This is a genomic window from Bacillus sp. FSL K6-3149 (genome assembly GCF_038630515.1).
Lineage (GTDB): Bacteria > Bacillota > Bacilli > Bacillales > Bacillaceae > Bacillus > Bacillus pumilus.
On the sequence record NZ_CP152034.1, the window covers coordinates 211,701 to 234,638 of the forward strand.

The window sequence follows — 22,938 nt, forward strand, 5'->3', positions numbered from 1 at the left end:
GACTCGCCTCCTTCCTTTGTTTCGTTCATTACCGCAGCTTTAAGTTTCCGCTTGTCATTTCAATATCGACTAAGTGTGTCCCTTTTCCCCGCGTGCCTGTAAAGCCTCGACCTTCACTATCTGCTTGATCAAAGTGATAGGTGTGATCGACACTTCCACTTGTTTTTTTCACTTGGACATTAAAATCTCCTTCATCCGGCAGGTTAAATTTTGCGCTGCCTGATGTCATGTGAAAAGAGACAGGTGATTCAATGGTATCAAAACTTGCCGTCAATCTACCACTTGTCATTTCTAGCTGCATTTCGCCTTTGACATCTTTAATATCGGCACGCCCTGAGGTTGCTCCAATATCGCTATTTTTCGCATCGATGTGAGACACAGAGAGTCTGCCAGATGTCGCTTTGATTTCGACATTGTTTGCTGAGAAATTCTCGGCATTGAGGTTTCCGCTTGTTGATTTGAGGATCACATCTTCAAGTGCCAGCTTCCCTTCGCCGTCCATCTCACTGACCCCGCTTCCACCCGTAATCTTCACATTTTTATGATAATCTGTTGGCATTTTGACTAAGAGTTCTCCTTTTTCAAATGAAGTGAAAAACAAGAATCCTTTATTTTCAGCACGGATTTTAAATGTACTGCCTGTTTGTTCCGCATACATTTTCCCTTTTCCACCTACGACCATCACGGAAATATCGGAACGATTTTCAGGTTTTACCTTCACGCGAAATCCAGAAAGAGAAATATCTAATTGATCAATTTCATCTTTTTTCGCTGAAGCTGTTGTGACTGGTTTTTCACGGGAGAAACTCAAATGAAAGAGATTTTCGTTTTTGAAAAGCATCCCAATCATTAAAAAGACACCTACGAGTATACAAATTAGACCAATTAATCGCTTCATTCATACCATCCCTTTATCTTCTGACCTTTTCATTATAAGGAAAAGCGAAACAGAAAGAAATCAAATATCGGAAGAAAAATCCTGCTTTTCTTCCGATCTGCCATTGATTTCTTAGTTTGCTTGCTGCTGCTCAGGCTTCTTCTCCAGCTTGAGCTTCTGCCATTCTTTTTCAACCTCATCAGCATAGTCTAGATGAGCATATGCTCCTTGATCCTCAAATTGTGTATAGCTGCCCGCTTTTGTCTCCATTTCTTCGATACGGTTCTCCATTCGAAGAAATTCTTTATATGCACTTTCACTATCTACTTTATTCATAGATTCGTTCATATGCTGCTTTGCCTGTGCGGCATTTGCTCTTGCTATGAGTGCCTGCTTCTTGTCTTTAATATCACGCAGCTTCGTTTCTAACTGTTGCAATTGCTCTTTCAGCTCTTTTAATTGTTTCACAGATTGCTGATAAGCTTCCTGATATTCCTGATGCTTTTCTTCAAAATACTTCATTTCTGTGAGCGCTTTTCGTGCTAATTCTTCTTCTCCTGCATGAAATGCCAGCTCAGCCTGCTTCTTTCTTTTATCAGCAAATGCTTCCGTCTCTTCTGCTTTGCGCAGGAAGCCTTGTTGAATCGTTTGCTGTTTGATGATCGCATGTTTCGCTTTGGCAATATCGTCCTCCATATCACGAACGTACTGATTCAGCATGACACGTGGATTCTCCATTTTATCTAAGCCCTCATTGACCGTTGCAACAAACATATCTCTCATTCTTCTGAATACCATTTGAATTTCCTCCTCTTATTTTTTCTTTAAAAAGTCTTCCCATTCTTGATCAAATGACGTGTGCATAGGTTCTTCCATTTTCGGTGACGTGTTTGGCTCCATATATGATCTACTTGATGATTCTTTTGCCTGTTTACCATTGATCATCGTCCAGCCGAAGTAGAGAAGCCACCCAGCTAGTGCGATTCCAAGGATAAATGGAAGAGCTTGCACAACGATCATGACACCAATGACTGCTAGAATGACGCCGAAGGTTTTACTGCCTTTTTCATATTTCTTTACACCTACATAGATGAGCCACGCCCCAATCAGAATTGGGATCAGTCCTCCTAGTGAGCCACCGAAGAAGATGGATAGACCGACAAACATTAAAATCGAACCGATGATGGTTTTACTTGTTATTTTCATCTTCATGCCTCCTTTCTTTCTCCTTGCTTTTACTATAGTCAAAAAAGAAAGCTGGCAAAACGTGTCGCAGATTGATCTTTCATTGCGACCAGAGTCGTAACTTCGCTCAGACTGAGCGGTAGAACCCAATAAAAAAGCACTCTTCTCATTTGAAGAGTGCTTTCCTTTATTTAGACCGAAATACGTTTGCACTTCGTTCATATTCAACATCCGCTTCACCGAGCCGATGATTCACGATTCGGGCGGCTGCAAATAAATAGTCAGAGAGCCGGTTTACATAAGTGAGCGCAACTGCTGGAATCTCCTCCTGCTTCGCAAGCGTCACCATATGCCGCTCTGCTCTTCTGACGACTGTCCGCGCCACATGTAAGAGAGCTGCACCTTCCTGACCGCCCGGTAAAATAAACTTCGTGAGAGGCGCGGCTTCTTCTACATAGACATCCATTCTTTGCTCAAGGACTGCTACAGACGCTTCAGTTAATTTACCTTCTTTCGGTGGTTTGACTGCTGCCAAATCACCGCCGCAGTCAAACAGCTCGTGCTGTATCACAATCAGCTCTGACAAAATGTCTTGAAACGATTCGCCATGCTGACGTAAATGTGCATGTGCGAGTCCAATGAAGCTATTCGCCTCATCTAACGTGCCGTACGCCTCTACTCTCACATCATCCTTATCGGCTCTCCCGCCGATCAAGCCTGTTTGACCTTGATCCCCTGTTTTTGTATAAAGTTTCATTGGTGTTCCTCCTTTTCTTTTGCTTTGTCCTTTTAGTATAACCTGAAGTGAAAAGGATGTATTTGTTTAACTAAAGTACTGTGATCGCATCATAAACAAAAAGCGAACCATTTGGTTCACTTTTAAATGGCATTCAATGAATAAAGAAGAAGGTGCACTTTCTGCTTTAATCTTTCGTGTAAATGCTCATCACCTTCTGTTTCCTGCATACCCGTAGCAGTGATACAAAGATGATGAATGGACATGCTCGTCTCCTGTTTTATCATGTGGACAAGCTGCCCCATAAGCTGAACAGACGATCCGTCTGATATAGACTCTTTCAATACAAGCCAAATGGTCAGCTCTTCTTGATGACGCATACCGTAAAGCACCATGTCGTCGTCTGTGTCTTCAGCAGCAAATTGTTTTGGTCCACTCGTTAGGTTATAAAACAATAGTCCCTCACGATCATCCAACTCGTCACGAAGCATGTCACTTCCCGTTCCGAGAGACCTTTTCCAAAAGAAGCCGCCCTTTTTCTGATGTGAGGAAAGGATGCGGAGCGGCTGTTTGAGGGAAAACGTCATTCCTTCTCCTCCATACGTTTTCCACCCATCCGCTAACTTTGCATTTGATGCTACAGAAGCCCCCGCAGGTTCAATGATCAGCTGAGGATTTGCCCTTCGCGGGTGTTGGAGCGGTGTTACATCTGTTTCATACACACGGTTGATTCGCTCAGGCGTCAAGACGTGATGCGGCAGCCCTACTATTTCCGTCTTTCCTTCATCAAGCAGCAGCAGCCGGTCACAATACAAACTGGCGATGTTCACATCATGAAACACACCGATCACCGTTAGCCTAGAGGAAGTGGTCTCTTCTTTAATTAAATCAAGCAAATCCTTTTGATAGGCCAAATCAAGAAAACTGGTTGGTTCATCCAGCAATAAATATTCAGGCTGCTGGGCTAATGCCTGTGCCAAGTACACACGCTGCTGTTCTCCCCCGCTTAGCTCATGAATAGATTGATTCTTAAACTGTGCAACATCCGTTTGTTCCATTACTTTGTTTACGATTCGCATATCCTCTTGGGTAACAGATTGTAGCCATCCTTTTTGATATGGATAACGACCGAATTGAACCGTTTCTTCCACTGTAAATGAGAAGGCTTGGTCCGTTTTCTGCGGTAGAACAGCCATTTTTTGCGCAAGCGCCTTTGGACGATAGGATTGAATCAGTTGACCGCTCAGGCGTACTTCACCACTATCAGGTTCCAGCAACCCAGAGATCATTTTAAGCAAGGTCGACTTCCCGCTTCCATTTGGACCAAGTATACCGAGAAATTCCCCTTGATTTACCTCAAAACTGATGCCACGTATGACCTCTTTCTCTCCATATCCACCTTTGATTTCCTTCACTTGAATCATAGATGCGTCCCTCCTCTGTATTTACGGATGAGGATGATGCCGAATACAGGGGCACCAATTAACGCTGTGATGATGCCGATCGGTAATTCAGTCGGCTCAATGATCGTACGTGATAACACGTCTGCTAAAACGAGAAAGGAAGCGCCATTCAGCATAGACAAAGGCAGGAGGTGCCGGTGGTCTGTGATCGCTAAGAGGCGAATAAAATGCGGAATCACAAGTCCCACAAACCCAATTGTCCCTGACACTGCTACTGCACTACCAGTCAGAATCGATCCAGCAAGCAGCACGATATATTTGCTCCTTTTCACATGTACACCTAATAGCTTTGCCTTCTCCTCGCCATACGTCATGACATTCAAATCTCGCCCCATCAGCATTAATGCAAAGGTCCCAATCAGAAAGAAAGGAAGGAAAAGCACAATATAGCGCCAGCCCCTCATGGACACACTCCCAAGAAGCCAATGAATAATCTCTTTTAAATCATCACCCGTTAAGGCAATCATCAATGATATAAGCGCTCCCAAAAAAGAACTGAAAATCACCCCTGTTAAAATTAAAGAGGAGATGCTCATCCCCCGATGGACAAGACGCGCAAAAAAGAGGACGAGACATAGGGTCACAAGCGCTGTTGTCATACTGAAAAAAGGCAGTGTGAAACTGCCGAGCAAAGGGAGCTGCAAACTGAAAAATAGGGTCGCGACGGCTCCAACTGATGCCCCTTGTGATACACCAAGTGTATATGGGTCAGCAAGAGGATTTTTTAATAAACCTTGAAAGGCTGCACCAGATAACGCCAGCGCTGCTCCGACTAATGCCGCTAATATCACTCTCGGCAGCCGGATATTCATCATAATATTGCGATCAATTGAATCTATTGTGCCTATCTGCACACCGAATAGTTCATGAACAAATATACGGAGAATAGAAGGAATGGGAATCCCTAAGCTTCCAAAGGAGATTCCCATTCCAATGCTCATCACAAGAAGTAAAGCACTTAGTGTGTATGCGATGATGAATTTATTTGAACGTGTCAGGATAGATGCTTTTCGCAAGAGCCTCGACTCCTTCAACCAATCGCGGCCCCGGTCTTGATGCGAGATCCGTATTCAATTGAAAGACTTGTTTTTCCTTCACTGCTTTGATCGCATTCCAGCCGTCTCTCTTTTTCAGATCAGCTAAGCTGGAACCATCAATTGTGACGATTACGTCAGGGTTTCGTTTGATAATCGATTCTTCTGTCATTTGCACCCAGCCAGTTTGATCACCAGCAGCATTTTTCGCATGGATAACAGAAAGCATTTCATCCATAAATGTATGAGTACCTGTTGTATAAATTTCAGGCGTACCTGAAACTTCAACAAAGACTGTTTTTTGTTTGTCTTTCGAGATCGCCTCTGCTTGTTTCTTGATGTGATTCAATTTTGCTTTCATCTCGTCTACAAGCTTTGTTGATGCTTCTTTTGCACCTGTTGCTTCACCGATCGTATTGATCGATTTGTACACATCCTTAAAGGAAGTGGCATCATTTACAGTCAGTACTTGAATTCCTGCATCCTCTAGCTGTTTAAATCCCTCTTTTGATCCCAGCTGCGAGGCATGAGCTAGTACAAGATCAGGCTTTAAGGAAATCACCTTCTCGACATTGAATTCAAGTCCGCCAATCTTCTCTACCTTTTCAACTTCCTTTGGATAATTGTCAAAATCAGATCGTCCAACCATTTTATCTCCAAGACCAAGCGCATAGGCAACCTCTGTATTACTTGGAATTAATGAGACAATACGTTTAGGCTGTTCTTTGATTTCGACTGTTTTACCAGCTGCATCTTTAATCGAGACAGGAAATGCCGCAGCCGCTGTTTCGTTATTTTGTGAACTCTTTGCTTTATGGTCTGTTTCAGCACCTGCACATCCTGCTAAAACACCCATCACAAGCAATAGCGATAGCCAAATGGCCGTTAACTTTTTCATGAATGAACCCCCTGATTTATGTACTGCTTGACGAAAGCTCTTCCGTCAATTCTTTTCTAATTTCGGGAATATTATACTACAGTGCAGTTAGGTTGTATATGTGATTTCTAAAAGCGTCTTTTTCGTTCTGATAACAGAAAAACAGCCTCTAAAAAGACTGTTTTCCGCCCATCTATTTATTAATTTGTTCCCCATTGATGACGACTTTCTGAAAAGAAGGCGCTACTGCATGCTCCAAAGAAAGTGGATACGTCACATGATCTATGACACAATTTTTCATGTTGAAGTTTGTCACGGGGGAATGTGAGTAGGCGGCTATTTTCACACCATATCGTCCGCCGCTGCTTTTCAGTCCTTCCACTTGAATATGACGTACAACAGGACGATGTGGACCCGCATCTCCTTCCTCATACATCATGTCGATACAGACCACTTCATGCTTTAGGCTTTTGACTGTGTTGTTTTTAAAGTAAATATGTTCAATGGTACCGCCTCTGACAGAGTTGGTTTTAATCCGCAGTGCCCGGTCAAGGTTCGGACTATCCATGACATTATTCTCTGCATAGATATACCTTACCCCTCCAGAGATTTCACTCCCAATCGTCACTCCGCCGTGTCCATCACGCATCTCATTTCTACGAATGACAATGTTCTCAGATGGAATCCCTATTCTCCGTCCGTCCTCGTTCCTTCCAGATTTGATGGCAATACAATCGTCGCCATTATCAAAATAACAATCTTCAATGAGCACATTCCGGCAAGACTCCGGATTGACACCATCTGTGTTTGGTCCATGACCGATAATATGGACTCCACGGACAATCACATGTTCACTTAGTACAGGGTGAATTTGCCACATCGGTGAATCCTTCACTGTCACTCCCTCTATAAGAACTTGCTGACATTGGTAGGGCTGGATAAAGCTTGATCTTAAATAATGGCCTTCTCCAAACACTCTTTCTTCTACTGGTATTCTCTTTTCAGCCATGTCAAATAGAAGCTGACGATCCCGATCTTGAGAAGGCTGGCCATTCGTGCCATATTTCCAAGGCCACCAATGATGCTCATCTCCTCTGCCATCAAGCGTTCCAGCTCCTGTAATGGCGATGTTTTCTGCATGGTGTGCATAAATGAGAGGTGAATAATTATAAAGCTCAACCCCTTCATATCTTGTCAGTACAAGCGGCAAATAATCCTTTGGGTTTTGGCTGAATGCCACATACGCTTTCTCATGCAAATGCAGCTCTACATGACTCTTCAATTCTAGCGCACCTGTCACAAACGTCCCTTCTGGAATCAGCACACGTCCCCCTTTCAAACGGTGCGCATCATTAATGGCAGACTGGATAGCATCTGTTGAAAGCTCGGTTCCTTTTGCATCTGCCCCATAATGAACCACATTAAATTCACGATCAGGGAACAGCGGTGCTTTTATCTGCTTTAACACCTGATCGATTCCGTTTGCTTCTTTGTCTTTCTTCCCTTGCCTTGCTAAACGAGTGAGTCCGATTCCTGTGAGTACCGTTCCTGCTGTGATATACATCAAATCCCGTTTTCTAGACACATTCTCATCCCCCAGTCGCCTTAAAGTGTGACACCTGTTTTGAAAATAGCCAGCTCTCTAAAATTGTTTTTTTCATGATTTAATAGCTTCCCGCTCGCCACATCAATGACAGTTGAAATAAATTTTTCTAACACAATATCTTCTGGTACATCTTCAAGCAGTTCTCCCGCATTAAAGTCAATCCAGTGCTTTTTTGTTTCATATAAGGCTGTATTCGTCGAGACCTTCATTGTTGGGACAAACGTGCCGAATGGTGTCCCTCTGCCTGTAGTAAAAAGAACCAACTGACAGCCAGAAGCGGCAAGAGCAGATGAAGCAACCAAATCATTTCCCGGTGCACTTAATAAATTTAGACCCTTTCGCTTCAGCAATTCCCCATATTTCAATACATCTTGAATGTCAGAAGTTCCTGCTTTTTGTGTACAACCGAGAGATTTATCCTCTAATGTCGAAATTCCACCTGCTTTATTTCCCGGGGAAGGATTTTCATATACTGGCTGTCGATGATCCATGAAGTATTGTTTAAAGTCATTGATCATTTGCACAATATTGTCGAAAGTCGCTTCTGATTCCGCTCTCTCCATTAAAATCGTTTCTGCTCCAAACATTTCGGGCACTTCTGTTAACACTGTCGTGCCGCCTTGAGCAACAATAAAATCGGACAGCCTTCCTAAAAGCGGATTTGCGGTAATGCCGGAGAATCCATCTGATCCCCCGCACTTCAAGCCGATTTTCAGCTCAGATAACGGGATTTCTTCACGGTGATCTTCTTTCGCTGCCTCATAAATTTCCTTGAGTAAAGCGACTCCCGCCTCAATCTCATCTCCTACTTCTTGGCTTCTTAAAAATTTCACTCTCTCATGGTCATATTCACCTAATGTAGACTGAAAATCTTCAATGTCGTTATTTTCACAACCAAGTCCGAGGACGAGCACTCCTCCAGCATTGGGATGCTTCACGGCATTTTGTAAAATGATTTTTGTATTCTCATGATCGTCCCCAAGCTGTGAACATCCGTAATTGTGCTTTAATACGAGTGCTGTTTCAAACGGATGGATGCTTCCGCCCATTTCAGCGGTGAATATTTGGATGATTTGATCGGCGATGCCATTTACGCATCCAACGGTTGGGACAATCCAAAGCTCATTGCGAATCCCGCTTTCCCCATTTTTTCGTTTATATCCTTTAAATGTAAGATTCGTTTTTTCATAGGGGTTATTTGTAAATGAAGGCTCGTATTCATAATCGAGCTTGCCTGATAGATTGGTTTTGATGTTATGTGTATGCACCCATTCTCCAGCAGAAATGGCAGTCGTTGCATGCCCAATGGGGTAACCGTATTTCATGATATTCTCTCTTTGCTTGATATCAGCCAATGCAAACTTATGACCTTTGGCGATGGTCTCTTTTAAAACAACGGAATGATCTTGATAATGCAGTTCCTCCCCTTGTTCAAGTACTTTTAAAGCAATACCGACATTATCTGAAGGGTGAATCACAATAAAATCTTTCATGCCTTCTCCCCCTGACTTTCATATTGATGTTGCAGCATTCGTTGAACAGCCGCTCTCATTCCTTGCTCCTGTATGAGGGTAAGCTGATCAGCTACAGCATGAACCAAATCATTTATATCCGTTAAATTTTTCCCCCATAATGACTCACATGATAGAATCTTAGCTGCGATCGCTTCATTAGATTGGTTCTCTCCTTCAAAGGCTTCCTTCATGAATACCAGTACAGTCTCATCATCCTTTATCTTTTCTGCCTGTGCTCTGTAAAAATAAATGAGGCTGCTGAGTGAAAACACGAGTTTCATTGGCAGCTGTTTCTTTTGCTCAACATAATCAAACAATGACGGAAGAATACGGGTTCGAAACTTAGATACACCATTGAGCGCAATATCCAGCAATTGATGCTTCACAAATGGATTGCAAAAGCGATCCCAAACCGATTGTGTATAAAGAAGAAGCTCATCTCGAGAGAGCTCAAGCCCTGGCAGTATTTCCTCCTCCAGCATCCGCCGGATGAACGGGCCAACATCCTCATCATTCATAGCCTCTTTTACAGTTTCTACCCCGCATGAGTAAGCGATTGGCACCATCGCTGTATGGGCACCGTTTAAAATCCGTACCTTGCTCATGCGATAAGGCGCAATATCCTCTACAAAAAGGACATTTAAACCTGCTTCTTGAAAGGGAAGCTCTTTTTGTACGAAGACAGGTGCTTCAATAACAAAGAGGTGATAGTATTCTGCCGTGACAAGCAACTCGTCGATATATCCCTCTTCCTTTTGAACAATTTCAGCTGCTTCCTTAGAAAACCCAGGAACAATCCGATCCACAAGCGTATTACAAAACGTATTGGCTTCCTTGATCCATGTGATAAACGCAAGCGGCAGGTCCCACTTAGTTGCCATGTCTATCACATATTCCTTCAAGCGATCACCGTTATGTTCGACCAGTTCACATGGAAGGATGATCAGCCCTTTTTGTTCATCTCCAGCAAATGCTTTAAACCTGTGATATAGGAACGCCGTCAGCTTTCCTGGAAAACTCGCTTGCGGTCGATCCTCCAAGCGATCCGCCTTTCTGAACATAAGCCCTGCCTCTGTCGTGTTGGAGAAGACAAAGCGGAGATCGGGGTTTTCAGCTACTTGTAAAAAAACATCATAATCCGTATACGTACTGATTCCTCTGCTGATCGATTGAATGACCATCCGCTCATTCATTTCTTGCTGGTCATGATAGCCCTGTATACATAATGTGTATAAGCCATCTTGTTCATTTAAAGCTGCAACAGATCCTTTTCTCGGGGGTACAACAACAGCTCTTCCTTTAAAATCTGTGCAGTCGTTCAGCTTTTGGATGTGCCAATTAATAAAGCCTCGCATAAAATTCCCTTCACCAATCTGCAAAATCGTTTCCGGATACTCAGGCACCGGGTATAGGGCTTTTGATAAACGTTTCAAATGGATTCCCCTCTCTGTAATTTATGCACACGTGAACATTCTTCTATAAAAGATGCTGATTACTGCACCTTTTTGACTGAATCCCTGATCATCAGCTCTGTGTGGACATACATTTTTTCCATATGATCCTCTTCCTGCTCTTCACCGTTTATGACGGATAAGATGGCTTCTGCTCCAAGTGCACACATTTTTTCGATTGGCTTTTTCACCGTTGTCAGTGCAGGCGTGGTATAGGATGAAAATGCAATATCATCAAAACCAATAATAGAGATATCGCCTGGACACGTCTTGCCCTTTGCGTATAAAGCATTCATCGCACCAATGGCCATGTCATCGTTAGAGCAAAAAAGCGCTGTTGGCGGATGATCAAGGGTCAGCAGAGATTCCATTGATTCATAGCCGCTTTTCATATGGTAGTCACCCGTGATCATATATTCTTTTTTCATAGGAATATGGTGATCAATTAACGCTTGGAGAAAGCCAGCTTTTCTCTCCTGAGTCGATTTAAAGCCTTCTTTTCCTTCAATGATGGCGATTTGTTGATGGCCTTGCTGAATGAAATAGTGCGCTGCCTGATATGCTCCTTGACTATCATCTGCTAATATATTCATCACTTCATTACTTTCTACACGGCGATTCAGCACAATGATTGGAATGCCCTGTTTCTTGACATGATGGATAAACGCTTCATCGTGCTCGCTTTGGCTCATCAGCAAAATGCCATCGTAGCGTTGTTTATGAATGGTTGTGTAATCGTGAAAATCGTCAATACCCCTAACAAACAGATTGTAATGCTCTGTCATGACGCTATTGACGCCTTTTAACGCATCCACAAAGAAGCTTGAGGATGTGCCTTCTGTTAAACTCGTGAAAAACAGACCGATTGTAAACGATTTTTGTGATACAAGGCCTCTGGCATGGACATTTGGTGAATAGTTCAGCTGTTTTGCAATCGACAAAATCTTTTGTTTTGTCTTCTCTTTAATAAAAGGACTGTTATTCAAAGCCCTTGATACTGTGGTATGAGAGACATTTGCCAATTTTGCTATGTCTTTAATTGTGACTGTCATGCTATTCCGCCTTTTATGATTTTTTTCCATCTTATCATAAAACCGCTTTCATTTTCTTACCTTTTTCCTCATGTGATTTTACTTTGATGATGGAGCTGCTTTGCCCGGTCAAATTGAAAATATTGCTTGGCATTTTCATAGCTGATTCCTTTCACAATGCCCCCTAACAGCTCAAGGTCGTAGGGGACTTCTCCTTTTTCTACCCAATCCCCGATGATATCACAAAGCAGTCTTCGGAAATATTCATGCCTTGTATAGGACAAAAAGCTTCGTGAATCTGTTAGCATTCCGATAAAACGGCTGATCAGTCCGATACTGGAAAGAGCCATCATCTGCTCTGTCATTCCTTGCTTCGTATCATTAAACCACCAGGCTGTTCCGTGCTGCATCTTCCCAGGTGTCTTCCCGTCTTGAAAGCTTCCAGCCAATGTTGATATCACTACATTGTCCCTTGGATTTAAGGAATAAAGAATCGTGTTTGGCAATGCATCTTCTTGTTCTAAACGATCTAATATTCGGCAAAGCGGCTTTGCAATGTCTTCGTCATTCATCGCATCGTACCCCGTATCTGGTCCGAGCCTCTCAAACATTTTCGTATTGTTGTTTCTAAGTGCATTGATATGAAGCTGCATTGCCCAGCCACGCTCACAGTAAGCCTGACCTAGCATAATGAATGTCTCTGTTTTAAATTTGATCTTCTCTTTTTCCGTCAATGGATGACCAGACATTCTTTTATGAAAGATGGTCTCCACTTCTTCTTGTGTCGTTTCTTCATATGTCATTTCATTAATGGCATGATCTGAGATCAAGCAGCCGTGATCATGAAAAAAATCAATTCTCGCACGGAGGGCATGTAAGAAGTCTTGGTAGGATTGTATTGGGATAGCTGAAGCCTCTGCCAGCTCATGAACATATTTTTCAAACAGATCATTCGCTATATCGAGTGCTTTATCAGGTCGAAACCCTGGAAGCACTTGTACAGAGAATCCCTCTTCCCGCAGTTTTTGATGATATTGAAGAGAATCGACCGGATCATCTGTTGTGACAACGGTTTCAACGTTTGATTTCATGATGAAGTCTCTCGCCCCAAATCCCTCTCCTTGCAGCTTTTCATTGACTTTCTGCCAAATGATGTCTGCATTTTTTTCATTTAATAGGTCTTCGACTCCGAAATACCTTCTCAGCTCTAGATGAGTCCAGTGATAGAGCGGATTTCCTATGGTCATAGGGACGGTCTTTGCCCACGCCAAAAATTTATCATCATCAGATGCATCCCCCGTGACGTGCGTTTCAGGGATGCCGTTTGCTCTCATGGCACGCCATTTGTAATGATCTCCATAAAGCCATGCCTCGGTGATATTTCGGAAGGTTTTATTTTCATAGATGTCTTTAGGACTTAAATGACAATGGTAATCTATGATTGGAAGGTCCTTTGCAAACTCATGGTATAACTTTTCCGCCGTTGGACTGTTTAGTAAAAACTGCTCATCTAAAAAGGCTTTCATCAAATTCCCCCATCCCTCTTATCGTATGAAATTATTTTGTTCACGTTAACAATTTAATTGTAATCGTTTACAAAGTTGATTTCAATCCTAAAACAGGAAAAAACGATCTCCTTTTGAAAGGAAAATCGTTTTTTGGCTATTTTACAGGAGGTGATTTTTTAAGGATAATCGCAATAGCTGTTCCAGCACCTTGTTCACTTTCCACTTGAATATCACCGTCATGCAGCAGGACAAGCTCTTTTGCAATCGCCAGCCCGAGTCCTGTTCCATTCGTTGGATCGTTCGTATTTGTCCCTCTATAGTAGCGGTTAAATAAGTGATCGACCGTTTCTTGTGCCATTCCGCATCCGTTGTCTTTCATTTCGATCCGAACTTCCTCATTTGTTTCAGATAAGGTAGCTGTAATATGAGTTCCTTTTTGGTTATGCTTGACTGCATTCGCTAGCAGGTTCTCAATCACTCGTCTGAACCAGGCTTTGTCGATCTCAAACATGACACCATCAGTTTGATCTTCGAAGGAGGAAGGGAAATCTTCTGAAAATGAGCTCCTTGAAAACTCGTCCATAATGGATGCTAAGAATTCACCAAGCTCGACAGGCTTTCGATTAATAGGCAATGCGCCATTTTTTAGTCGATACGTGAGGTTTAAATCTTCAATCAAGGTCGACATGTATTCTGATTTCTCACGAATCACCTGTCCCATTTCCATGACTTCTTCCTTGGACCATTGATATTGATCAGATTCAAGCATGAGCCCGTAGCCGTAAATCGTACTAAGAGGTGTTTTCAGATCATGAGACAATCCTGCAATCCATTCTTCCCTTGTGGTTTGAATTTTTCTTCGGTTTGCTTCATTCTCTTTTAATGTAAGCGTGAGCTGATCCATCGTTTTTAGGATATCCTCAAATAATCGGTATTCCCGCTTAATACGACCTTTTTTATTTTTACTGATTGGAATTCCTTTTCTATTTGTTGGTTCCTGCAATTTATTTCTAGATAAGAAAATCAGCCAGCGGATAATGTGATAGATCGGCAGTCCATAGCGATACGAGTACCATAATGTCATGACGATAATAATCGTAATCGCAAGACCTGCAATTAAGATGGTCGTATATTGATTTAAAGCGTCTGTTTCTTTATCGTATAATCCATCTGGGCTGTATACTTTATTTGGTACAGAAATAATGATATACAGGTTTTTATTCACTCTGATATAAGACAGATCACTTCTAAACTCCCAAGGCTTTGATTGATACTTGAGCAGTTCAACATCTGTTACCTCATGTTTCAAATTGGTATTGGCTCGAATACCTTGTAAATATTTCCCTTCATCATTGAACAGATGCACCGATCCATTCATTCTCTTCAAGAATTCTTTCGTTTCAACCGAATATTGAGATAATGCAGCCAAGTCTTTCTCGTGCTGCTTCAGATAATTGGCGACCTTTGTGCTGTTTGTTTTAAACCCATACAACACGATAAAGCTTTTTTGATCAATCTCAATGGGCCAGAAGTACATCTTGTAATCTTTGAATTGTCTTTTTTCAAAGATCTTGATCATTTCATCCTTTTGATAGGAAGTTGGAATGGACTTAGGGCGGTGATAGCTATAGACGTTATCCTTTTTTGAATCAATGACTTGCAGCCATCCGTCTCGTTTTCTCACTGCTTGTTTCAGCTGATCATCGGCTTCCATTTTTCCATCCTCATTAAAATAAAGCCAGCTCATGAGTGTATCTCCATCAGCTTTTGTTAAACCGGTTTCAGCCATGTTCTCGTAGTATTTTTTTAAATATAAATTATCAGAGAACGTATTTCCGATGATCAAAATGGCAATCACAATAAACATTTGTCCGACAAAGTGAAAGAAGAGTTTTGCTCGTAGATTCATAAATTATTTAAGAACCTTTGCTGGGTGCGGTATAAATTTATAGCCCATACCACGGATCGTCACAATATATTCTGGCTGACTCGGATCTAGCTCGATCTTTTCTCTCAGCTTTCGGATATGAACCATCACGGTGTTGTTATCACCATATGATGGGACGCCCCATACTTTCTCATAGATTTGATCTTTTGAAAGAACCACATTCGGATGATCACAAAAGTACTTCAGCAAGGAGAGCAGCTGAGCTGAGCATGCAGTCACCTCTCCTCTTACTTTCAATTCGGCTGAATGAGGATGATAAGAGAAATGGGCATATTCGTATTGACTTTGAGCCTCATCGTGGTCTTCCTTTAAAGAGATATATGTTCGGTTTAAGTGAGCCTTAATTCTAGCCACTAGCTCTAGCGGGTTAAATGGCTTTGTGATGTAATCATCTGCTCCTTGAGCAAAGCCGGTCAGTTTATCTACATCAGACGTTCTTGCGGTTAAATAGAAAATGGGCGCTTTCGTATATTTTCTCATTTCAGGAAGAACATCAAAACCAGACTTACCGGGCATCATCACATCTAGAAGTAAAAGGTGGATGTCCTCGTTTTTGACAACATCTAATGCTTCATCTGCATGGTAGGCTTTATAAATATGCTTGAATCCTTCTTTTTTTAATACGCGTTCAACCATTTTTACAATTGCTTCTTCGTCATCTGCAATCAATATTTTTGCTGTTTCCACGCATCTCTTTCCTTTCTAGCTATGATCTCTAACCGTATATTACCATTGTCTAAAGTAAAAAAGTACCTCTTTTCTGCATAAAAGCGAAAAAATATCAACTGGGAAAAATGGTGGTACTAGGAAGTTTCAGAGACGCAAAAAAACTCGGCTATTCCACCGAGTTCCTTTTACTTCTATTATCCATTCACAGCTTCTAGCTTTCTTTCATGATTCATTAAGTCATATGTTAAACAGATCGGCTTATTCGTTCTAGGATCAAGTACAATTTCTGCATCAATGTGGAATACCTGACCAAGCACCTCTTTGGTCATGACCTCATGAGGCGTCCCATCTTTGATGACTTTTCCTTGATTGAGAGCAATCATGTAATGAGAAAAACGTGCCGCATGATTCAAATCATGAATGACCATCAACACAGTTCGTCCCTGCTCTCTGTTTAACCGTTCTAACAGCTGAAGAATCTCGAGCTGATGTGCAAGATCCAAATACGTCGTCGGCTCATCCAATAGAAGCAGTTCTGTTTCCTGGGCAAGTGCCATCGCAATCCATACACGCTGACGCTGTCCACCAGAAAGTGCTTCAATTGGCCTGTCATGAAAAGCAATCATGCCCGTTTCCTCAAGTGCCCATCTGATGATTCGTTTATCTTCATTTGATAAGCGTCCAAATCCATTTTGATGTGGGAAACGTCCATATGACACCAGCTCATACACTGTCAGTCCACTTGGTGCTTCGGGCGTTTGCGGTAAGATCGCCATTTGTTTTGAAATTTCTTTTGTAGGCGTTTGATGAATAGCCTGACCATTTAAGTAAACAACGCCTTGATTGGACTTCATGATCCGGGACATTGTTTTTAAAATCGTTGATTTCCCGCACCCATTCGGTCCGATTAGTGTTGTCACCTTGCCTTTTGGGATACTGATATTTAAATCGTCTACAATCAAACGGTCATTATAGCCAATACAAAGCTTTTCTGTTTCGAGCGATTTCATATGTTGTACTCTCCTTCCTTCTTAGTTCGTTTTCATCAATAAGTAAATGAAGTAAGGTGCGCCTAAAGCAGAAACGACTAGACCAACTGGCACCTCTGATGGTGCAAGTATGACGCGGCCAAGTGTATCTGCCAGTAATAATAACAATGCGCCAATCAACGCGGAGGCTGGTATCATTCCTTGATGCTTTGGTCCAACAAGCTTTCTCGCCAAGTGCGGTGCGGCTAACCCTAAGAACGAGATACTACCTGCAACAGCGACACTAGCACCTGCTAATGCAACAGCAATCAGCATAAAAAAGCTTCTTTCTTTATGAACCAAGATCCCTAAGCCGTAGGAAAGCTGGTCACCCAAATTCATGATATTTAAGTAACGTGCTCTCACAAACGCTAACACAAGGAAAATCAGCATCCATGGCAGAACTGATAGGACATACGTCCAGCTCGATCCCCAAATGCTTCCTGATAACCACACGATGGCTTGGTTAAAATCATTTGGGCTCATTTTTAATTGAATAACCACAATTGCTGCTGAAAACGCAGCATTCACGCCAATACCCGTTAAAATCAATCGAACAGGTGTGATGCCTTTTTTCCACGCTAACACATAGATGAGAAATGCAGCAAAGCCTGCACCTACAAAAGCGAAGAGCGGCAGTACAAAGATCGTAAAATCACCTAGGTTTGACATCGTACCTTGGAAAGCAAAAATAAACAAAACCACTGCAAAGCCTGCGCCCGCATTGACACCAAGAATGCCTGGATCGGCTAAACCGTTTTGAGAAACACCTTGCCAAATCGCTCCTGATACAGCGATAGAAGCGCCAACAAGTAAAGCGATGACCATTCTTGGAAGTCTGAACTCGAATAATACAAGCTCATCCATTTCACTTCCGAATCCAAAAAATGTTTTCAATGTATCCATCGGAGAAATGCGAATTTCTCCGGTATTTAAACTAATAAGGAACACAGCCACGATCGCCAAAAAGATCATGAGCATCGTTCGTTTGTATTTCTTTTTCTTTGCCTGCTGCACCATTTCCATCTAAATCCCGCTCCTTTCACGTCTAGCTAAATATAAGAAGAAAGGAACGCCTATAATTGCAGTAATGGCACCGACTGGCGTTTCAAATGGGGCATTGACCAGCCTTGCAGCAATGTCTGCATAAATTAACAGAACCGCCCCTAAAATAGCTGAGCATGGGATAATCCATCGATAGTCAACTCCGACCAAGAAACGAGTGACATGAGGAATCACAAGCCCGATAAAGCCAATAGTACCGGCCACTGAGACAGCAGCACCTGTTAGAAGAATGACGACCAATATTCCAAGTACCTTGACAGTTTTCGTGTACTGTCCAAGCCCTTTTGCCAATTCATCACCTAAGCTGAGAACAGTGATCGAGCGGGCAAGAATCATTGCGATGATCAGCCCCGCAACCGCAACTGGAATGATGACCTTAATATTGCTCCAATTCACACCAGCCACGCCGCCAGCATACCAAAAGCTCATGTCTTGAGCGACGTCAAACCGGATGGCAATTGCTGAGGAGATGGAGCTTAAAAGTGCCCCAACAGCCGTACCAGCTAGTGCGAGCTTCACTGGGGTCAATCCACCTTTTGAAAGAGTACCGACACCAAACACAATAGAGGCAGCGAGTGCCGCACCAACAAATGACCAAAGAATTAATGTAAAAGAAGATTGTCCTGGGAAAAAAGCAAACGCAATGGCAATCGCAAATGCAGAGCCATTTGTCACACCCATAATTTCAGGAGACGCAAGCGCATTTCTTGTCATGCCTTGCATAATAGCCCCCGATACGGCTAAAAAGGCACCGACGAGTGCAGCCCCAACTGTACGCGGCAGCCTCAATTCCCGGATGATTTGATGTGAAGTTTGCTCATGATCAAATTGAAAAATGGCTTCCCATACCGTGTGAAGATGAATATTTGCTGCTCCTAATGATACCGATAAAAAAAGACCAAATGCTAAAGCGATAATTCCTATGATGACAACAACTGCTGTTCCAAAGGGTTTCGTGACAATATCCATTGCATCGTCTTTGGCCGGCAGCTGTTTATTCGATTGTGAGCCCAAAACCAGTCTCTTCCTTTCCGTTCAAATCTATTCCTCATTAGTGATAATGATTATCAATCTCGAAGTCTAGTATATCACTTTCTTTTCTTTTTGAAATCATTGTTCTGAACATTTTCTTTATTTTCATCAAAAAACCGGGAGAAATTCACCATTTTTCTTTAGGCCCTAAAATAGCCGATGCATTTTTCATTCCATCATGTTACGATATAATTGAAATTGATAATCATTATCATATATGAGTGAATAGGAGAGAATCTTTGTGAAAAACCGATCTGGATTTCTTTTGATATCCTTAGCCATTCTCATGCTTTTTACAGCTGCTTGCGGCAGCACTTCAAATAAAAAATCTGGTGCCAACCAGGATGACACAATCACCTATCAGGATGTAAAAGGTGAAGTCAAACTCCCTAAAGATCCAAAACGAATTGTGCTTCTGGCAGAAAGCTACTACGGTGACCTCGTGACACTTGGCAAGACGCCAATTGCTGCAACGGCACCCATCTTTAAAAACCCTTTCTATAAAGGCAAAACGGATGGTGTCAAAAACCTTGGAACAACCCCTTCTGTCGAAAAGGTCGCCGCTTTGAAGCCAGATATGATTATTGCTTGGGGAGAAGACGAGAAATTTGATCAATACAAAAAAATTGCGCCAACCGTTGCCATTAAATACAATCAATATTCCTTTAAAGATCAACTAAAAGAATTCGGTAAAATGACAGGTACACCGAAAAAAGCAGCAGAATGGATCAAAAAATGGGATACCAAAATAGCTGAGGTAAAGCCTAAAGTAACAAAAGCGGTCGGCAGTAAAACCGTTTCAATCGTGTCACCTTTTGATAAAGGGATCTATATCTTTGGAAACACCTTTGCACGCGGAGGCGAAATTATTTATGATGAGCTGAAATTACGTGCGCCAAAGGCAGTTAAAAAAGATGCCATCGACAGCGGCGTCGGCTATGCAAACATTTCCCTTGAAAAGCTGCCAGAATACGCAGGCGACTATATTTTCACTAGTCCATGGAGCGGGTCAAAAAGTAAAGGAGACCAGGTGTATGAAAGCAGCATTTGGGCATCACTTCCTGCTGTACAAAATAAACACGTATTTGAAATCGACCCTGTCGGTTACTTCTTTAATGACCCAGTTTCATTAGAAGGACAGCTTGAGTTTATTGTGGACCGATTAACATCTGCATCATAAAAAAACGTTTCTCCATATGTGGAGAAACGTTTCCCTTATTCCGTTCCTTTGGCAAATCCTTTTGACATGAATGGATAAAGCAAAATACCTACTAAGAACAGACCGATGCCAAGTCCAAATGTTTTCAAATCAGCTGTTCCTGAAATAATCACCCAAGCGGAATACCCCATCGCAACAAGCGCAATGATTCCGTCTCTTGTTCGCTTCCCTTTTTGAAGATCATACGTGTCACCTTGCATGATGACTTTAAAGCTATAGATCGAAGACACAATATACGGAATGAGATACGCAAGTGTCGCTGATGTCGTTAAAAAGGTAAAAGCTTCATTAATCGTACGAGACATCACTGAGAAAATAAACAGCTGTGACATGATATTTGTAACCGTTAAAGCAAAAACAGGACTGCCTTTTTTGTTTGTTTTTGCAAATACTGCCGGGAAATCGCCAGCCTTTGCTGCTTGGTATGGTACTTCTGAACCAAGTAAGATCCAGCCAAGCATCGAGCCAAATAAACAAATAATCGCAAGCAATGCCATCACAATTCCACCAGCCGGTCCAATAATAAGCTGAAGCACGTCTACGAATGGTTTATCTGAGCCTTGCAACTGATCGTGTGGCAGGACGCCCATTGTAATCAAAGTAATAATCATGTAGATAGAAAGTGCAATTAAAAGACCTGTAATCGTTGCACGTTTCACATCGCGCTGCGAGGACGCTCTTCCTGATAAAATGACAGCAGATTCGATGCCAATAAATGCCCATAGAGTGGAAATGGCCGCATGATGAATTTGGCCTCCAAGTCCGAGCATTCCTTCGCCTTCTGCTGCAACTGGGAAGTAATAATGTTCAAATAATGCCGTTTGGAATGCAAATAATCCCGCAACAATAAAAAGGACGAATCCAAGTACCTTTGAAAAGGTCGTAATAAAGTTTAATTTACTTGCAGCACTTAAGCTTGTAATTAAGATCGTATGTGTTCCCCAAAGAAGAATGGTACATACAATAAACGTTGTCAGCTGACCAAGTGTGATCGCTTCTTTACCAAAGGTGAAAATCTCCGTCTTCACTGTGAGAATTGGGAAAAATGTCGTTAAATAACCGGCAAGACTCGTAATAATCGCGACATTACTAATCCAGCTTGCTACCCAATATCCCCAAACCATTGTAAAACCGGCCGCTTTCCCCTTTTTCGGATCGTTAAAAAGTGCTCTTGCATAACTTTGTGGTCCTGCCGTTAGCTGCGGCTTATGAATGGACAAATGCCCAAAAACAAGTGCAATCATCAGCACACCGCCACCTGTAACAAGCCATGCCATCGTCACACCTAAAGGACTCGCATGCTGGGCAAGCGTACTTGGCAGCATAAAGATGCCTGAACCTACCATATTTCCGACGACAAAAGCCGTCAATAACCAAAAACCCCATTTTTTTGTCTGTTCCATTTCCGTACCTCCGTTATATTCACTTCGGACCAGACCCGGCAGTATCTTCATTGATATATTTGTGAAGCAATGACTTGTATTCTTTATGTTCCTCATGGGTCCACTTTCTTAACAGCATACCCTTATCTTCGGTACTCAGAACATAAAAAAAAGCCTGAACAACAGTCCATGCTTTTCAAAACATACACCTTGATCTCCGGATAGCCCTCCACGCTTCAAAGACGTGGCAGTCCTGCATTTATTCAATGCAGACCCAGCATAAAGAAAGTTGGAGCTCTCTCTACACTTCGGCGCTGATGCCTTTTTTCTCATGTTCTTCGATTCCATCTCTCCCATGAGTGACTCATCATCCGCGCAACCTCTACCTCACTGAGACATAGCGTGAGGATTTCTATTCATTTTTACTACACGAAGGTTATCAAACATTCTCACTTCTGTCAAAGGGAAAAACATAGAAAAAGGGCAGAGATCCTTTTCTCTGCCCTATACCTGTTTATTGATCGTTGTTTTTCTTCTTTTGTACAGCTTCCTGAAGCGGATCGCCTGCTAGCTCTTTGCTTGCTTCTTCTAACAGCTGATCTACTTGCTTGTGGTCTTTCTCGCTTTTCGCCTTTTTATCCTTTTGGAAAAATGACATCGCTGTTTCCTCCCTTTTCATAAAATGCGGTTGCCTGTTTAATTTGTGCTACAGTGCGCCGCATTATACAAAGTGGAAAGGCTCAATCATCATGAAAGGTCTGTCTCATTTTTTGCAGATACGTCAAATAGGTCTTTAAGTCTTCCTTTGTGAAGTCTGACATCATATGCTGAATCACCTTTCCGAAAAGACGTGTGTGCTTTTCATAAATCACCTGCCCTTTTTCGGTGGCTTCTAATCGGACGAGCGAGGGGTCGTCTTTGTCCCGTTCTCTCTGAATATAGCCCTGCTCACATAATTTATTGAGTGCAATGGAGGCTGCACCTGGGTTTAAAGAGAGTCTTTGTTTCAGCTCTTCGGCATGTGATACTTTGCCTTGTATCAAAATAGAAAGAGCATATATCTGCGGAGGCGTGATGTCTTTTTCTAACTCAAGTAACTTGCGGTTTAATTTACGGCTGACTTCATAATGTACAAGAACAATTTCTTTTAAAATGTCTGCATTACCCATCCGAATCGCATCCTTATCGTTAGTATCAACATGACTTCCCCCTTATTATAGAATGTTTTTCCAATCAGCCAACCCTTTTGCCCTCTTTTTCTTTAGAAATAAGTCTTGCTGAATGAATTCACCCTTGATATAGTGAGGACTTGA

General features: G+C 42.2%; 21 protein-coding genes and 1 riboswitch. Of the genes, 1 reads left to right on the top strand and 20 read right to left on the bottom strand.

Going from position 1 to position 22,938, the window contains the following annotated elements; genetic code table 11:
* Window positions 1–28 precede the first annotated feature (28 nt).
* The 17 genes from MHB83_RS01185 to MHB83_RS01265 all read right to left on the bottom strand — a co-directional run bounded on the left by MHB83_RS01185 (window position 29) and on the right by MHB83_RS01265 (window position 19,006).
* Window positions 29–898, bottom strand: a complete 870-nt coding sequence (locus tag MHB83_RS01185) for a DUF4097 domain-containing protein (RefSeq protein ID WP_050944104.1) — start codon at window positions 896–898, stop codon at window positions 29–31.
* A gap of 111 nt (window positions 899–1,009) precedes the next feature.
* Window positions 1,010–1,675: a PspA/IM30 family protein gene (locus tag MHB83_RS01190; protein WP_003213665.1), complete on the bottom strand. Its 666-nt coding sequence runs from the start codon at window positions 1,673–1,675 to the stop codon at window positions 1,010–1,012.
* A 15-nt stretch (window positions 1,676–1,690) separates the two neighbouring features.
* The gene (locus MHB83_RS01195) at window positions 1,691–2,083 is read right to left on the bottom strand and encodes a hypothetical protein (protein WP_050944105.1); all 393 of its coding nucleotides are present in this window, start codon (window positions 2,081–2,083) and stop codon (window positions 1,691–1,693) included.
* Window positions 2,084–2,249: 166 nt separating this feature from the next.
* A complete protein-coding gene (locus MHB83_RS01200) occupies window positions 2,250–2,819 on the bottom strand; it encodes a cob(I)yrinic acid a,c-diamide adenosyltransferase (protein ID WP_106035605.1) in 570 nt (189 codons plus the stop codon).
* Window positions 2,820–2,941: 122 nt separating this feature from the next.
* Window positions 2,942–4,222, bottom strand: coding sequence for a heme ABC transporter ATP-binding protein (locus tag MHB83_RS01205; protein WP_310025268.1), 1,281 nt, complete (start codon window positions 4,220–4,222; stop codon window positions 2,942–2,944).
* Window positions 4,219–5,277 carry an iron ABC transporter permease gene (locus tag MHB83_RS01210; protein ID WP_050944108.1) on the bottom strand — a complete coding sequence of 353 codons (1,059 nt, stop codon included), beginning with the start codon at window positions 5,275–5,277 and terminating at the stop codon, window positions 4,219–4,221. The genes MHB83_RS01205 and MHB83_RS01210 overlap by 4 nt, the downstream gene beginning before the upstream one ends.
* On the bottom strand, window positions 5,243–6,193 hold the full coding sequence (locus tag MHB83_RS01215; RefSeq protein ID WP_050944109.1) for an ABC transporter substrate-binding protein: 951 nt from the start codon (window positions 6,191–6,193) through the stop codon (window positions 5,243–5,245). The genes MHB83_RS01210 and MHB83_RS01215 overlap by 35 nt, the downstream gene beginning before the upstream one ends.
* A gap of 172 nt (window positions 6,194–6,365) precedes the next feature.
* On the bottom strand, window positions 6,366–7,757 hold the full coding sequence (locus MHB83_RS01220; protein WP_137054416.1) for a glycoside hydrolase family 28 protein: 1,392 nt from the start codon (window positions 7,755–7,757) through the stop codon (window positions 6,366–6,368).
* Between the two features lie 20 nt (window positions 7,758–7,777).
* Window positions 7,778–9,271 (bottom strand): altronate dehydratase family protein, encoded by a 1,494-nt coding sequence (locus MHB83_RS01225; protein WP_226804035.1) that lies wholly within the window; start codon window positions 9,269–9,271, stop codon window positions 7,778–7,780.
* On the bottom strand, window positions 9,268–10,725 hold the full coding sequence (locus MHB83_RS01230; protein ID WP_342496559.1) for a tagaturonate reductase: 1,458 nt from the start codon (window positions 10,723–10,725) through the stop codon (window positions 9,268–9,270). The genes MHB83_RS01225 and MHB83_RS01230 overlap by 4 nt, the downstream gene beginning before the upstream one ends.
* Window positions 10,726–10,784: 59 nt before the next feature.
* A complete protein-coding gene (locus MHB83_RS01235; RefSeq protein WP_253622245.1) occupies window positions 10,785–11,795 on the bottom strand; it encodes a LacI family DNA-binding transcriptional regulator in 1,011 nt (336 codons plus the stop codon).
* Window positions 11,796–11,863: 68 nt separating this feature from the next.
* Window positions 11,864–13,300, bottom strand: coding sequence for a glucuronate isomerase (uxaC, locus tag MHB83_RS01240; RefSeq protein WP_050944113.1), 1,437 nt, complete (start codon window positions 13,298–13,300; stop codon window positions 11,864–11,866).
* A 136-nt stretch (window positions 13,301–13,436) separates the two neighbouring features.
* Window positions 13,437–15,191: a HAMP domain-containing sensor histidine kinase gene (locus tag MHB83_RS01245; protein ID WP_342496560.1), complete on the bottom strand. Its 1,755-nt coding sequence runs from the start codon at window positions 15,189–15,191 to the stop codon at window positions 13,437–13,439.
* A 3-nt stretch (window positions 15,192–15,194) separates the two neighbouring features.
* Window positions 15,195–15,917 carry a response regulator transcription factor gene (locus MHB83_RS01250; protein WP_050944115.1) on the bottom strand — a complete coding sequence of 241 codons (723 nt, stop codon included), beginning with the start codon at window positions 15,915–15,917 and terminating at the stop codon, window positions 15,195–15,197.
* 176 nt (window positions 15,918–16,093) lie between these two features.
* Window positions 16,094–16,909, bottom strand: a complete 816-nt coding sequence (locus MHB83_RS01255) for an ABC transporter ATP-binding protein (RefSeq protein WP_137054411.1) — start codon at window positions 16,907–16,909, stop codon at window positions 16,094–16,096.
* 21 nt (window positions 16,910–16,930) lie between these two features.
* Window positions 16,931–17,953, bottom strand: a complete 1,023-nt coding sequence (locus MHB83_RS01260; protein ID WP_342496561.1) for an iron ABC transporter permease — start codon at window positions 17,951–17,953, stop codon at window positions 16,931–16,933.
* Window positions 17,954–19,006, bottom strand: a complete 1,053-nt coding sequence (locus MHB83_RS01265; protein ID WP_137054409.1) for an iron ABC transporter permease — start codon at window positions 19,004–19,006, stop codon at window positions 17,954–17,956. It lies immediately after the preceding gene.
* Between the two features lie 259 nt (window positions 19,007–19,265).
* Here MHB83_RS01265 and MHB83_RS01270 point away from each other — a divergent pair, with 259 nt between their 5' ends.
* On the top strand, window positions 19,266–20,204 hold the full coding sequence (locus MHB83_RS01270) for an iron-hydroxamate ABC transporter substrate-binding protein (protein ID WP_309215937.1): 939 nt from the start codon (window positions 19,266–19,268) through the stop codon (window positions 20,202–20,204).
* A gap of 35 nt (window positions 20,205–20,239) precedes the next feature.
* Here the strand turns inward: MHB83_RS01270 and MHB83_RS01275 are convergent, their stop codons facing one another.
* The 3 genes from MHB83_RS01275 to MHB83_RS01285 all read right to left on the bottom strand — a co-directional run bounded on the left by MHB83_RS01275 (window position 20,240) and on the right by MHB83_RS01285 (window position 22,794).
* Complete coding sequence (locus MHB83_RS01275) at window positions 20,240–21,646, bottom strand: amino acid permease (RefSeq protein WP_050944120.1); 1,407 nt, start codon at window positions 21,644–21,646, stop codon at window positions 20,240–20,242.
* 193 nt (window positions 21,647–21,839) lie between these two features.
* A riboswitch (Lysine riboswitch) is annotated at window positions 21,840–22,018 on the bottom strand.
* 121 nt (window positions 22,019–22,139) lie between these two features.
* A complete protein-coding gene (sspJ, locus tag MHB83_RS01280) occupies window positions 22,140–22,283 on the bottom strand; it encodes a small acid-soluble spore protein SspJ (protein WP_003213383.1) in 144 nt (47 codons plus the stop codon).
* A gap of 82 nt (window positions 22,284–22,365) precedes the next feature.
* Window positions 22,366–22,794: a MarR family transcriptional regulator gene (locus MHB83_RS01285; RefSeq protein WP_003213061.1), complete on the bottom strand. Its 429-nt coding sequence runs from the start codon at window positions 22,792–22,794 to the stop codon at window positions 22,366–22,368.
* Between the last annotated feature and the right edge of the window lie 144 nt (window positions 22,795–22,938).